The sequence below is a fragment of the Actinocrinis sp. genome (genome assembly GCF_035605935.1).
GTDB lineage: Bacteria > Actinomycetota > Actinomycetes > Streptomycetales > Catenulisporaceae > Actinocrinis.
This window is the reverse complement of sequence record NZ_DATNGK010000055.1, coordinates 1-12,882: the sequence shown is the minus strand read 5'-3', so window position 1 is coordinate 12,882 and position 12,882 is coordinate 1. Positions and strand designations below refer to the sequence as shown.

Annotated in this window: 12 protein-coding genes; 8 read left to right on the top strand and 4 right to left on the bottom strand. The window is 69.8% G+C overall.

Going from position 1 to position 12,882, the window contains the following annotated elements:
• The 4 genes from VN779_RS04555 to VN779_RS04540 form a co-directional block, all read left to right on the top strand.
• Window positions 1–388, top strand: a 388-nt coding sequence (locus VN779_RS04555; protein WP_325720430.1) for a biotin/lipoyl-containing protein, incomplete at its 5' end; no start/stop codon positions are given.
• 158 nt (window positions 389–546) lie between these two features.
• Window positions 547–1,455: an NADP-dependent oxidoreductase gene (locus tag VN779_RS04550; protein ID WP_325720429.1), complete on the top strand. Its 909-nt coding sequence runs from the start codon at window positions 547–549 to the stop codon at window positions 1,453–1,455.
• Between the two features lie 153 nt (window positions 1,456–1,608).
• A complete protein-coding gene (locus tag VN779_RS04545; RefSeq protein WP_325720427.1) occupies window positions 1,609–2,598 on the top strand; it encodes a MerR family transcriptional regulator in 990 nt (329 codons plus the stop codon).
• A gap of 168 nt (window positions 2,599–2,766) precedes the next feature.
• Window positions 2,767–3,276 carry an MscL family protein gene (locus tag VN779_RS04540; RefSeq protein ID WP_325720426.1) on the top strand — a complete coding sequence of 170 codons (510 nt, stop codon included), beginning with the start codon at window positions 2,767–2,769 and terminating at the stop codon, window positions 3,274–3,276.
• Window positions 3,277–3,297: 21 nt separating this feature from the next.
• On the opposite strand, the gene VN779_RS04535 is transcribed toward VN779_RS04540, so the two are convergent.
• Entirely contained in the window at window positions 3,298–3,801 is a 504-nt protein-coding gene (locus VN779_RS04535; protein WP_325720424.1) for a VOC family protein, read from the bottom strand.
• Between the two features lie 73 nt (window positions 3,802–3,874).
• Here VN779_RS04535 and VN779_RS04530 point away from each other — a divergent pair, with 73 nt between their 5' ends.
• Complete coding sequence (locus tag VN779_RS04530) at window positions 3,875–4,444, top strand: MarR family transcriptional regulator (RefSeq protein ID WP_325720422.1); 570 nt, start codon at window positions 3,875–3,877, stop codon at window positions 4,442–4,444.
• A 23-nt stretch (window positions 4,445–4,467) separates the two neighbouring features.
• Here the strand turns inward: VN779_RS04530 and VN779_RS04525 are convergent, their stop codons facing one another.
• Window positions 4,468–5,520 (bottom strand): pyridoxal-phosphate dependent enzyme, encoded by a 1,053-nt coding sequence (locus VN779_RS04525; RefSeq protein ID WP_325720420.1) that lies wholly within the window; start codon window positions 5,518–5,520, stop codon window positions 4,468–4,470.
• 145 nt (window positions 5,521–5,665) lie between these two features.
• Between VN779_RS04525 and VN779_RS04520 the strand changes: the two genes are divergently transcribed.
• The 3 genes from VN779_RS04520 to VN779_RS04510 all read left to right on the top strand — a co-directional run bounded on the left by VN779_RS04520 (window position 5,666) and on the right by VN779_RS04510 (window position 10,027).
• Window positions 5,666–6,313, top strand: a complete 648-nt coding sequence (locus tag VN779_RS04520) for a TetR/AcrR family transcriptional regulator C-terminal domain-containing protein (RefSeq protein ID WP_325720418.1) — start codon at window positions 5,666–5,668, stop codon at window positions 6,311–6,313.
• Window positions 6,314–6,605: 292 nt separating this feature from the next.
• Complete coding sequence (locus tag VN779_RS04515; protein ID WP_325720416.1) at window positions 6,606–7,619, top strand: alpha/beta hydrolase; 1,014 nt, start codon at window positions 6,606–6,608, stop codon at window positions 7,617–7,619.
• Window positions 7,620–7,909: 290 nt separating this feature from the next.
• A complete protein-coding gene (locus VN779_RS04510; protein ID WP_325720414.1) occupies window positions 7,910–10,027 on the top strand; it encodes a bifunctional diguanylate cyclase/phosphodiesterase in 2,118 nt (705 codons plus the stop codon).
• Window positions 10,028–10,069: 42 nt separating this feature from the next.
• Here the strand turns inward: VN779_RS04510 and VN779_RS04505 are convergent, their stop codons facing one another.
• Both VN779_RS04505 and VN779_RS04500 read right to left on the bottom strand, forming a co-directional pair.
• On the bottom strand, window positions 10,070–11,125 hold the full coding sequence (locus tag VN779_RS04505) for a Gfo/Idh/MocA family oxidoreductase (RefSeq protein WP_325720412.1): 1,056 nt from the start codon (window positions 11,123–11,125) through the stop codon (window positions 10,070–10,072).
• Between the two features lie 116 nt (window positions 11,126–11,241).
• A partial coding sequence (locus tag VN779_RS04500; RefSeq protein ID WP_325720411.1) for a Kelch repeat-containing protein occupies window positions 11,242–12,882 on the bottom strand: 1,641 nt, incomplete at its 5' end.

The following is a 12,882-nucleotide window of genomic DNA, read 5'->3' as shown; positions in this document are numbered from 1 at the left end:
GGCCGAAGCTGGTGAGAGCGAGGAGCGTCAGAGCGTGACGGTGGAGGTCGGTGGGCGGCGCCTGGAGGTGGTGCTGCCCGCCAACCTGGCCCCGGCCACGAGCGCCGCGGGGGCGCGGCGGGCGGCCCCGCCGCGGCGCTCTGGTGCGGGGCGGGCGGTGGTGGCGGTGAGCGGGGACGCGTTGACCTCCCCGATGCAGGGCACCATCGTGAAGGTCGCGGTCAGCGAGGGACAGGTGGTCGCGGCCGGGGATCTGATCGTGGTGCTGGAGGCGATGAAGATGGAGCAGCCGCTTTCCGCGCACAAGGCCGGCACCGTGGTCTCGCTGACCGCGCAGATCGGCGCGACCGTCACCGCCGGAGCCACCCTCTGCGAAATCAAAGACTGAACGACGCCAGGCCAGGGTCGTGCGCACGCCGCGGAGGCTGTGCGCAGCTCGGCACCTCCTGAAACGATCAGTGAGACCAAAGGATGAGATGCTGCCAGGTGCAGCGGGCACGACACTGGTGAAGGCACCAGTGCGCGGCAGAGGAAGGGCACTCATCCATGGCACGAGCGATCGTCTACGACGAGTACGGCGGACCGGAAGTACTGCACATCGCCGAACTGCCCGACCCCGAGCCGGGCCCCGGCCAAGTGCGCATCAAGGTGCGCGCCGCGGGCGTCCAGCCCGCCGACACCAAGCTGCGCAGCGGCGCCTGGCAGAGCTGGGCGCCGGTGACCTTCCCCGGACGGCTCGGCAACGAAGCCGCCGGGGTCATCGACGCGATCGGTCCCGAGGTCACCCAGTTCAATGTCGGTGACGAAGTCCTGGGACCGGCGAACGGCGCGTACGCGGACACGATCGTCGCCTCCGCCAAGCTGCTCGCCGTCAAGCCCGGCGCGCTGACCTGGAGCGAGGCCGGCGCGCTCTCCGCCTCCGGCCAGACCGCCTCGACGGTACTTGAAGACCTCGCGGTCAAACCTGGCGAGACGATTCTGGTCAACGCGGCGGCCGGCGGCGTCGGCCTGATGGCGGTTCAGATCGCCGTCGCACGCGGCGTGCGCGTGATCGGGACGGCGCGCGAAGCGAACCACGACTTCCTGCGCGAACTCGGCGTGATCCCGGTGACCTACGGCCCCGGCATGATCGACCGAGTGCGCGCCGCCGCGTCCGGGGCCGTGGACGCCGCGCTCGACGCGGCGGGCGGCGAATCGCTCGAAGCCTCGCTGGAGATCGTCGGCGACCCCGAGCGGGTCGGCACGATCGTCGACCAGGCCGCGGCCACCCGGCTCGGCGTCAAGGCGTTGGGTACTCGGCGGTCCGGCTCGCGGCTTGCCGAGCTCGTGACCCTGGCCGCCGCCGGCGAGCTGCGCGTCTTCGTCTGGAAGGAATACCCGCTCGACCGCGCGGCCGATGCGCATCGGGAGAGCGAGGCGCGTCACCTGCGTGGCAAGATCGTGCTCGTGCCCTGATTCGCGCACGGCCGCAAGCGTCACAGAGCGGGAGGGCCGTCGCACCGCGATCCGGTGGGACGGCCATACCGCGACGGCTGTGACCGGCGTCACGTGGCAGCAGCGCGAAAACGGGCTTGAGTCTCCAGTAGCTGGAACCGGAACCGTAGAGACATGGAAGACCGCAGCACGCAGCGATTGCTGACGATCGGGCAGTTGTCCCAGCTGACCGGGGTGCCCGTGCGCACCATCCGGTTCTACTCGGACACCCGCATCGCCGGCGCCGCGATCGTCGAGCCCGCCGGGCGCAGCACGTCCGGCTACCGGCTCTACGACCTCGAGGCGGCCGCCCGCCTCGACCTCGTGCGCACCCTGCGCGACCTGGACATCGACCTGCCGACCATCGCCCGCGTATTGGCGAAGGAGGTAAGCGTCGCCGAGGTGGCCCGCGCTCATGCGGACGCCCTCGACGCCACGGTGAAGGTGCTCAGGCTCCGGCAGGCGGTGCTGCGTGCGGTCGCGGTCCGCGGATCCGACTGGATGGAGATGGAAGAGATGCACCGACTGGCCAAGCTGGACGCCGCCGAGCGCAAGCGCATCCTCGACGGCTACCTCGACAAGGTCTTCGGCGGCCTGGACGAGCAGGACTCCGGGCGCGGCGCGTTCGAGCGGATGATGCGCGCCGCCTTCCCCGACCTGCCCGAGGAACCGACCGCCGAACAGGTCGAGGCCTGGGTGGAACTGGTCTCGCTGATCCAGGACGAGGACTTCGTCGCCCGCTGCCGACAGATGGCCGAGCACGGCGCGCAGAAGCGTCAGCGGCTCTCCGACGAGAAGTGGAACCTGGTGCAGACCGCGTTCGCCACGGTCCTGGCGCCCGAGGCGCAGAAAGCCTACGCCGAGGGCGTCGACCCGGTCTCAGCCGAGGGGCGCGTCCGCATCGAGGCGATCATCGCCGCGTGGGGCGAGGTGGTCGGCGTGCACGACCTCGAAGCCGGGCGCAAGGAACTGGTCGAGAGCATGGAGGCCAACCTCGACCGGCGGGTCAACCGGTTCTGGGAACTGGTCGCCGCCGTCGCGGGCAAGCCCGACCTGGCGTCGCAGGGCGCTCCCTCGTTCGAGTCGATGGAATGGCTTCTCAAGGCGCTGCGATCTGCGGCCTGAGATGATCCTGACGCGACGTCAGGATCCAGCGCTGGGTTGTCCGCCTCGTGTTCCCGCATCGTTATCAGGTGCGGGAACACGAGGGCTGGACAACGTGCCCTGCGATACGTCAATCTGCCCACTGCATCGCGCGGATTGTGGGTTTCGCGCGCAACCTTGGGGTGGGAAATGAACGGTTTCTTCAAGTTCGTCATCCGGGGCAACGTGATCGGGCTGGCCGTGGGTGTCGTCATCGGCGCGGCCTTCAGCACGCTGGTGGCGGCGTTCGTCTCGGCGTTCCTCTCGCCCCTGGTGGACTGGGCGACCAGCAACGTGGGCAACTACGGCAACATGGCGTTCCACCTGGGCAGGAGCACCTTCACCTACGGCGCCTTCATCAACGCGCTCATCGCGTTCTCGCTGACCGCAGCCGCCATCTACTTCCTCGTGGTGCTGCCGGTCAACAAGATCAGCGAGGAGCTGAACCCGCACCACGACCTGGCCAAGGCCAAGCGGACCTGCCCCGAATGCCTGACCCAGATCCCGGCGATGGCCCGGCGGTGCAGCGCGTGCACGGCGCACGTCGAACCGATCATCGACGTGGACTCCGACAAGCTCATCGAGGCCGCGCCCGGCGAGATAGAGCTGAGCGGCGTGCTCTCGCTCAAGGCGGTCGGCGCGGTGGCCAAGTCCGAATAACCGGCGCGACCGGCGGTCGCGTCACAGCACCTTGTTGCCGTACATCTCGCCGAGCGGATCTGCCAGCAACTCGATCCGTGCGCCGTCCGGGTCGCGGAAATAGAGCGAGACGCCGCTTTCGACCTGGCACGGCACCCCTGCCTCGGCCAGCTTTCCGCGCAGCCGCTCCCAGCGCTCCGGCTCCACCGAGATCGCCAGATGGTGCAGTCCGCCCAACACCTCGGCGTACGCGCCGAGGTTGAGGCCGGGCAGGTCGAAGAAGGCCAGCAGATTGCCGTTGCCGATGTCGAAGAAGAAGTGGTTCGAACCCCGGTAGTCGCGGTTCTCGAAGATCTCGGTGAGCGGGAACTCCAGCAGTTCCTGGTAGAAGCGCACGGTGCGCTCCACGTCCGAGCACAGCAGCGCCACATGGTGCACGCCCCGTGCGCTGCTGCGCGGGCGCTGCTCGCGCAGATACGTCGTTCGGATGCGCTCGCGCTCCGCCTCGATCCGGTCGTAGTCAATGGCCGCACCGTCAGGTGTCATCTCGCGCTCCTTCACGCGTTCCCCCTGCTTGACGGCGACTCTACCGTGGCGGGCGACCGTTAGGATGGTTCACATGACCGGGGCAACGGGCACGCCGGAGACGGGCACCCCCCAGCCGCGCTGGCTGACCGCTGAAGAGCAGCGCACCTGGCTCGCACTGCTGGCCGCGATCAACCTGCTCGACGAGGACCTCGACCGGCAGCTCCAGCGCGACGCCGGCATGCCGCACACGTACTACATGGTGCTCGCCGCGCTCTCCGACTCGCCGGGCCGGCGGATGCGGATGAGCGACCTCGCCTCGATCAACCACGCTTCGCAAAGCAGGCTCACCCATGCGGTCAACCGGCTGGTCGCGGCCGGATGGGTGCGCCGGGAGAAGTGCACCGGCGACCGCCGCGTGGTCTACGCCGTGCTGACCGACTCCGGCTTCGAGATGCTCAAGCGGGCGGCTCCCGGACACGTCGAGGCCGTGCGCAACTCGCTGTTCGACCAGTTGACTCCGCAACAGGTTCAGCAGTTGCGTGAGATCAGCGAGACCCTGATCGCCGGGCGCGGCGGTTCGCCCCGCTGGCCGCATCCCGACGACGCCGCCGTATGGGAAGCGCAGGCCGAAGCGCAGGCGGCCGCGGGTGGGTGCGGGTAACCGGCACAGACAGCAAACGCGGGTCAGGATTCCAGCGTCGCCGGGTCCGTGTTCGCGCCACCGATGACGACCACGACGCGCTCGTACACGTCCGGCACGTATGCGCCCGACTGGATCGCCGCGAACGCGGCCGCCGCGCCGTACTCGGACGCAATCCGGCGCTGATCCCACAATGCGTGCCGGGCGCGGGCGATCTCCTCGTCGGTGACCTGCACCGGGACGCAGCCTGCCGAGCGCGCCAGGTCCAGGGTCAGCTGCGAGACGCGGTGGGCGCCGAGCGAGTCCGCCGCCAGAGTCGTCGCTCCCTCGGCGCCCGGTGCGTCGATCGGGAACCCGGCCTCAAGCGCGGCGCTCAGCGTCCTGCTGCGCTGCGGCTCGACCGGCACGACGCGGATCCCGGTGTGTTCGAGCGCCGCGCAGGTGCCCGCCAGCAGTCCGCCGCCGACCGGTAACACGATGGTGTCGATCTCCGCGCCTATCAGATCATTGATCTCGGCGGCCAAGGTGCCCGCTCCCATGGCGATGAGCGGATTGTCCGACGGATGCGAGAAGAGTCCGCCGATCCGCTGAGCGTGATCCGCGGCCGCCCGCGCCGCCTGCTCACTGTCGCCCTCGACGCTGTGTACCTCGGCCCCGAACTCCATCAGCCGCCGCATCAGCCGGGCCCTGGCCGGGCGGTCCCGATGCGCGGCCAGATCCGAGAGCTGCGGATCGGGCTCGTCGGTGGCGAAGACCGTCACGCGGCCGCCGGTCTCGCGCGCCGCCCATGCGCAGGCCAGCGCCGCATTGCCGTTGCCGCAGACCGCGGTGACCGTGCCCGCGTCGGGAAGCGCGCCGTGCTCCAGGTGATAGAGCGCCAGATTCGCCGCGCCGCGCGCCTCGAAACTACCGGTCACCTGAGTCGTCTCGCAGGCCAGGTACACACTCGACTCATCGAAGGGCTTCGTGTCCGCGGCCACCAGGGTTACCGGCCGGACCCTTGTGCCGATGCGCCCGGCCGCGGCCTTGACGTCCGCCGGGCCGATGGGAGGAGCGCCCGTGAACGAACCCGCATTGGCCCCGCCACCGACATTCATCTTCGACCACTCGATTCCTGGCGCGATCCTCGCAGCGGGCGCGGAGCCGCGAGCCGGGGGGCGCGAAACCCGCGAGCCCTGATTGCCACCATCCGGCCTGGTCGGCTCCTTCCGAGCTGATACACCGTAAGTTACGCTGTATCCCATGGCTCGTCCATCTCTCGGCGAAGATTCGCTCTCGCTCGACGTGATCGCGAGGGCGGCTCTTCGCATCATCGACTCAGAAGGCGCCGACGCGCTGAATTTCCGCAGGCTGGGCAAGGAACTCGGCGTCGCGCACATGACCGTGTACCGCCGGCTCGCCGAGTACAAGGTGCCGCTGGACGGCTGTGTTCTCGACTATGTTGTCGGAACGATTCCGCAATTGCCCCTCGACGCCACGTGGGCCGACGCGACCGAAGCGCGGTTCACCGCCCTCTACGAACTCATCGTCGCTCATCCGGGCATCGTCGCGATGCGTCGCGGCGGACCCTGGCTCGGGCCGAAGGTGATGCAGCGGCTGATCGAACCGCAGCTCGCCGCCAACCTCGCCGCGGGGATGACGCCCGATCAGATGGTGCGCGCTTACCGGCGGATGTACCTGTTCACCCTCGGCTGCGCCTGCTTCACCGACCACGCGACGCCCGACGCGGTGGTGCAGCGCACCAAGACCGCTATCAGTGCCCTTCCATCGGAACAGTTCCCGGCGGTCACCGGACATCCCGAGGCCATCCTCAAGGGCGTCATCGACCACGAGGTCTTCTACGGCGGATTGCGCCAGCTGATCCGCGCCGCCGACCCCGGCCTGGAGTAGCCACCGCCCGAGATCGGCAGAACACAGCCTGAGCGCGCCGCGCGAGCGTCATCCAGCCCTTCGATGACGCGGCTTTTCCGGCAAGTCACCGGAAGAGACGAGGCGCGCTAGACCATCGGCATAAACCTCTTTCCGTTTGGGCGAAGGATCCGGCACCGCCCGCGCGGCCGGTCGTTGCACGGGCCGACCCGATCCCCGACCCGCGTCGTGCCGGGCCGAGCCGTAACGCTCGGTCCCGGCGACGCGTGCCCGCGCGAAGGAGTGTCCTGATGAACCCCGCCGAGGCCTCGCGATGAGCCGCGTCGAGATCACCGTCGCGCAGTACCGCGGGTACGGCTACGACTGCCGGACCCTGGTGAACCCCGAGCCCGAGTTGCCGCCGATCGTGCTGGTCGGCGGCGCGTTCCAGCAAAAGGGCGCGTGGGGCAGACTCGAGACTCTGCTGGCCCGATCGGCCTCGGTGGTCACCGTGGACCTGCCCGGCTGGGGAGACGCGGATCTGCTGCCGGCGCGGTATTCGACCGCGTTCCTCGCCGAGGCGCTGCACCATGTGCTCGAACAGGCCGGGCACACGCGGGCGCACGTGTTCGGCGGCTCCTACGGCGGCGCGATCGCGTTCCGGCTTGCCCAGCAGTACCCCGAACTGGTGCACAGCCTCGCGCTGATGGGCACCGGCGCGGCGATCGAGGAACCGCTGCGTTCCCGTCTGCTGCGCACCATCGCGCTGCTGCGCGCCGACCGGATCGAGGAGTTCGCGCATTATTGCGTCTCGCTGCTGACCAACGCCGATCCCGCCGCGCGCATCATCCGAGGCCCGGCCGTGCGCCGCATTCTGACCGGCATCTTCGGCGGCATCAGCGCCGAGGACGCCGCCAAATTCATCGAGAACACGCTGCGGCTGCTCAAGCATGAGTTGCATGGCGGATATCCGCTGGTGACCGCCCCCGTGCTGCTCGGAACCGGAGAACACGACGACTTCACCACACCGCGGCAATGCCGCGCGCTCGGCCGGTACTGCACCGACGCCCGCTTCACCCTGCTGCGCAACGCGGACCACGCAGTCCACTTGGAAGTCCCCGACGCCCTTGCCGACCTGCTCTTGCGGTTCTTCTCCGGTCGATCAGTGCAGGGATCTGCGGCCTGGCACTTCGTCGAGCGATGTGACGTTGGACACTATGAAGGGGAAGAGACTGGGATGGAACACAATCTGATGGAAGCGGTCCGCGTCGAGCGTGCGGCCGGTCCGCGGTGGAGTGCCGAGGAGGGAGAGGTCGATGACCCCGAACCGGCCGGTGCGCTGGGTTGATGCGATTTGGTCCCATCCGTCACCCGGCCGCTCTAGCTCACCGCGCGGCGCTCTTTCGCGACGCCGCCATTAACGCATAAGGTGATCGCGCACGCGGCGGAGGGTTGGCAAGCCATGGCACGAGCGATTTTGACCCCCGGAGACGTGCATTCGGAGGGCTGCGTCGCCGCCCGGATGTGCGCCGGCAAGCCCGGCCGCCGCAGCACCGTCGCACAGCGTCGCCTTCCGGGCGCACCCAGTACGCCGCACGGTGTGTCGCATCGGGCGGGGTTGACCGCGGAGCGGCTGCCTTGAGCCCGGCCGAGGCGGTGGAGTCGGTTGCCCGCGCCTGGACGCGCGCCATCGCCGACACGAGCTACGTCACGTACACTCCCGCCGAAGCCGACGCGCTGCTGTTCGACTACACCCGGCAGGCCGCGGCCGCGCTGAGCGGCGACCGGGACCCGGTCACCATGGGCAGGGCCATCGGATCCGCGCTGGTCGCCGGGCACTACACCGACCCTGCCTCGCTCGCCGCCACCCTCTCCGTATTCGCTCAGCACGGCTCGCGGCTCGGCGGCGGCCCGGCCGAGCTCGGCGCGTTGCAGGGCGGCATCGCGGCCGGATACTCCACCGCGCTGCGCGAGCTGACACTCAATCAGCAGGAGGCCATCCGCAGCGCCGCCTTCGCCGCCCGTGACGAGAGCGAGGCCAGGTTCCGCGCCGTCTTCTCCTCCGCCCCCATCGGCATCGGCCTCGCCGACCTCAACGGACTGGTCGTCGAGGTCAACCAGACCCTCGCCACCATGCTCGGGCGTAACCCGGAGAGCTACCGGGGACGGCACATCCGCGAGATCGCCGAGCCCACCGACCCGCCGGAACTGTGGGCCGCGCTCTCCGAGGTGCTGCGCGGCGAGCGTGACTTCTACGCGGTGGACAAGGAGTTCTCGCGTGCGGACGGCACCCCGCTGTGGACCCACCTGCGCGCGACCGTCATCCGCGACGAGATCGGCCGCCGCCGCTTCCTGCTCGGCCTGTTCGAGGACATCACCGAGCGCCGCTCGATGCACCTGCACCTGCGCCACCAGGCCACACACGATCCGCTGACCGGGCTGCCCAACCGCACGCTGTTCTTCGAGCACCTCGAGGAACTGCTCGGCAGCGCCGACCCGGAGTGCAAGGTCGCCCTGTGCTACCTCGACCTGGACGGCTTCAAAGAGGTCAACGACACCCTCGGGCATGTCGTCGGCGACCAGTTGCTGGTCGGGGTCGCACAGCGGCTGGCCGAATGCGCGGAACGGCCGGGCCGGCTGGTGGCACGGATGGGCGGCGACGAGTTCGTGATGCTGCTGGCCGACCACGCCGATGCCGCCTCGGCGACCAAGGCCGCCGACGAGATCCTGGACGCACTGCGCCGCCCCATCTCCTTCGACGGCCGCGAGATCCCGGTCTCGGCGAGCGTCGGCGTCGTCGAGCACTCGATCGGCGGAGCGCACCCCACCGAGCTGGTCCGCGCCGCCGACATCACGCTGTACTGGGCGAAGGCCGAGGGCAAGGGCCGCTGGGCGCTGTTCGACGCCGACCGCAGCGCCACGGAGATCACCCGCTACACGCTCAGCGCGGCGCTGCCCGGGGCGTTGGAGCGCGGCGAGTTCGTGGTCGACTACCAGCCGATCGTGGACCTCAAGAGCGGCGCGGTCTGCGCGGTCGAGGCGCTGGTGCGCTGGCGGCACCCGGACTTCGGCCTGCTCAAGCCGGACCGGTTCATCGGCCTGGCCGAGGAGACCGGCGTCATCGTGCAGCTCGGTCGCTGGGTGCTGGAGAAGGCCTGCGCGGAGGCGGCCAGCTGGCTCCCGGTCGGTCCCGATGGCGCGCCGCCCGCGGTCAACGTGAATCTGGCGGTGCGTCAGACCCACGATCCGCACCTGGTCGCCGACGTGTTCAAGATCCTCGACGCGACCGGCCTGCCTCCACAGCAGCTGCAGCTCGAGATCACCGAGAGCGCCGTCGTCGGCACCGAGGACGGCTCGCTCGATGTGCTGCGCGAGCTGGCCAAGGCGGGCGTGCGTATCGCCATCGACGACTTCGGCACCGGCTACTCGAACCTGGCCTACCTGCGGCAACTGCCCGCGCACATCGTGAAGATCGACGCCTCCTTCACCGCGGGCCTGCGCGCGGGAGGCACCGATGGACACGTCGACGAGCAGATCGTGGGCGCATTGGTGTCGCTGGCTCACGGCCTCGGCATGTCGGTGACCGCGGAAGGAGTCGAGGACCAGGAACAGGCCGCGCGCCTGGCCGCCCTCGGCTGCGACTCGGCTCAGGGCTGGTACTTCGCGCGGGCGGTCCCGCCGGAGCAGTTGACCGGGCTGCTCGCCCTGCCGGTCACCGGAATGCCCGCACCGCTGGAACGCCGCCGCCCGCGGTAACCCTGCGCACGGCAACGCCCGGTCTGTGCCCGAGCAACGCTGTCAGAGTCGCGTCTGCGCGAGGCGCCGCGCGGTCTCGATGACCTCAAGCGAGCGCACGGCGTCGGTAGGGTCGACCGGCGGCGGCGCTCCGTCCAGCAACGCGGCCGCGATGCCCGCGTAGTAGTGCTCGTATGCGCCGAGTTCTGTCTCAATGGTCTGTGTCGCACCCGGCGTTCCCAGCGTGCCGAAGCGCTCGGGATCGTCCGCACCCCAGCCCTCATCGCCGGGCCGCTGACCGCCGCGCAACGCGTCCTCCTGAACGTCGAGGCCGTACTTCACATACGCGGCCTGCGACCCGAGGACACGGAAGCGCGGGCCAAGGTCGCTGGCCACCGCGCTCATCCACAGATGCGAGCGCACACCGTTGTCGTGCTGCAGCGCGACGAACGTGTCATCGTCCGACTTGATCCCGGCGCGGCGCACGTCGGTCTCCGCGTGAACCACGACCGCTGGACCGAACAGGTGAAGCGCCTGGTCCACCAGGTGACTGCCGAGGTCATAGAGCAATCCGGCCGCGTCCTCGATCCCGCCGACCTCCCGCCAGCCGCCCTTGGGCGTCGGCCGCCAGCGCTCGAACCGGGACTCGAACCGGGCCACCTCGCCCAGCCGGCCCTCGTCGATCAACTTGCGCACGGTCAGGAAGTCGCCGTCCCAGCGCCGGTTCTGGAAAACCGAAAGCAGCAGCCCGCCGCCGCGCGCCGCCGCGACAAGTTCCGCGGCCTGGGTAGCGGTCGGCGTCATCGGCTTGTCGATGACCACCGGCAGCCCGGCTCGCAGCGCGCTGTGCGCAAGCGGAGCGTGCGCGCTGTTCGGCGCCGCGACGACGACGAGGTCCGCGATGCCGGGATCAGCGAACAGTTCCTCGGCGTTCGGCAGCACCCGCACGCCCGGATGCTCCGCGCGCGCCTGCTCAGCGCGTTCCGCCGAACCGGTGACGACCGCCGCGACGCGCATTCGGGGCTGCGCCGCCACGAGCGGAGCGTGGAAAACCGCGCCGGCCAGGCCGTAGCCGATGATCGCGACATTGAGTTCAGCGGACGAAGGCGAGTCAGACATGCGGCAAGCCAATCACAACCGGCTGTCCAATACAGCTGGACAAAACAAGCGGTGGCCCCGCTCGCGCGAGCGGGGCCACCGGCCGACTGCTTATGACGTCAGCAACTTCGGCAGGATCAGTCGATCAAGAGCGTGAAGCTGCGGGTGACCGTTCCTCCCTTCTTGATCGTCACGGTCGCGACCTGCGGCTGGTAGCCGTCCTTGGCCGCGATCACGGTGAGCGGGTTGTTGCGGTAGTCGAGCCACAGGGCGTATTGGCCGTTGGCGTCGGTGTGCAGGGTGTAGTGCGTGGCCCAGGTGTCGATCTGGACTGTCGCGCCGGGGATCGGCACGAGCTTGCCGCTCGCGTTGGTGTATTGGACGATTCCGGCGATCTTGCCCCACGTCGCGGGCGGGTTGACCTTCATGGTCACCGGGATCGCGGTCAACTTGTACGGGGTGTCCGAGCCGAGCGTCAGCGCCGCGGTGTAGGTGCCGGGCTGCACGATCGACGGGTCCGCGGCGTTGAGCGTCACGGTGATGGTCGCGGACTTGCCCGCGGCGACGGTCACCGAGGTCGCGGACTGCGAAAGCCAGGGCACGTCAGTGCTTCCGCCCTGGTCGTAGCCCGGCAGCACGGCCGCGGTGTTCAGCGGAGCACTGAGCGCGCCCTGACCGCCGCCTACCGTGTAGAACCCGAGCGCGCCACCGAAGCGGTACGCCGCGGCGTTCGCGTTCGGAAGCGCGGTCCACCCGTCCGCGGTCGGGTCGTACGCCCAACCCTGGTTGGTCAGGACGCCGCCCGCCACGCCGTCCTGGACCAGCAGGTCGCCGTTGGCCGCGGTGTAAGCCGCGCCCCACACGCCGGTGGGCATGTCGGCGACCTTCGTCCACGTATTCGCGGACGGGTCGTAGGCGTACGTGTGCGCACTGGTGTTGTTGCCGTCGGAGCCGCCGGCGCAGTAGACCTTGCCGTTGATCGCGCCGCAAGCCAGCCACGACGTCGTCTCCGGATAGGCGGCCGCGTTCGACCAGGCGCCGCTCGTGGTGTCGAGCACTGAGACACTGGTCGAGCCGCAGGTCGAGGTGGTGCAGCCGCCGACGATGTACAACTTGCCGCCGAGCACCGCACTACCCGAGCCGGCCAGCGGCGCCGACCAGGCCGGGCCGGTGGACCAGCTGTTGGCCGCCGGGTCGTACACCTCGGTCAGTGCGTCCGGGTCGCCGCTCGGACCCCAGCCCCCGGTGATGTAGAGCTTGCCGCCGATGAAGCCGTGCGCCGGGCTTTCGCGGGTGTCGGTCGCACCGGCCTGCTGCGACCACGAGCCGGCGGCCGGGTCATAGGCGTAGAGGGTGCTGACGTCCTTGGCGCCGTCGTATCCGAACCCTGAGTAGAGCTTGCCGTTGTAGAACTCGGAGATGTTGTCCTGAATGGTGGTCGGGTAGTTGGCGATCGGCTGCCAGGCGGCGCCCGCCGTCGGACTGGCCTTCGGCCCGATCGTGCTCTTACCCGCCGCCGCGGCCCGGGCCTTGGCCTGCTTCGCCGCCGTGGCCATGTCCGTCTTCGGGAACTCGCCGCTGATCTTCTGCACCGGGGCCGCCGGCCCCGACTGGATGGTGAAGCCGCCCGCGCCCTCGGCGAGGTCCAGCGTCGCGGGCGCGGTGCCGGTGTTCTTCACGGTGAGCGTCGAGGTGCCGGTGCCGCCCCAGGCCAGCGTCTTGCTGATGCTGCTCGGGGTGACCGTCAGCCGCCCGGCCTTCAGGGCGAAGTCGGCCTC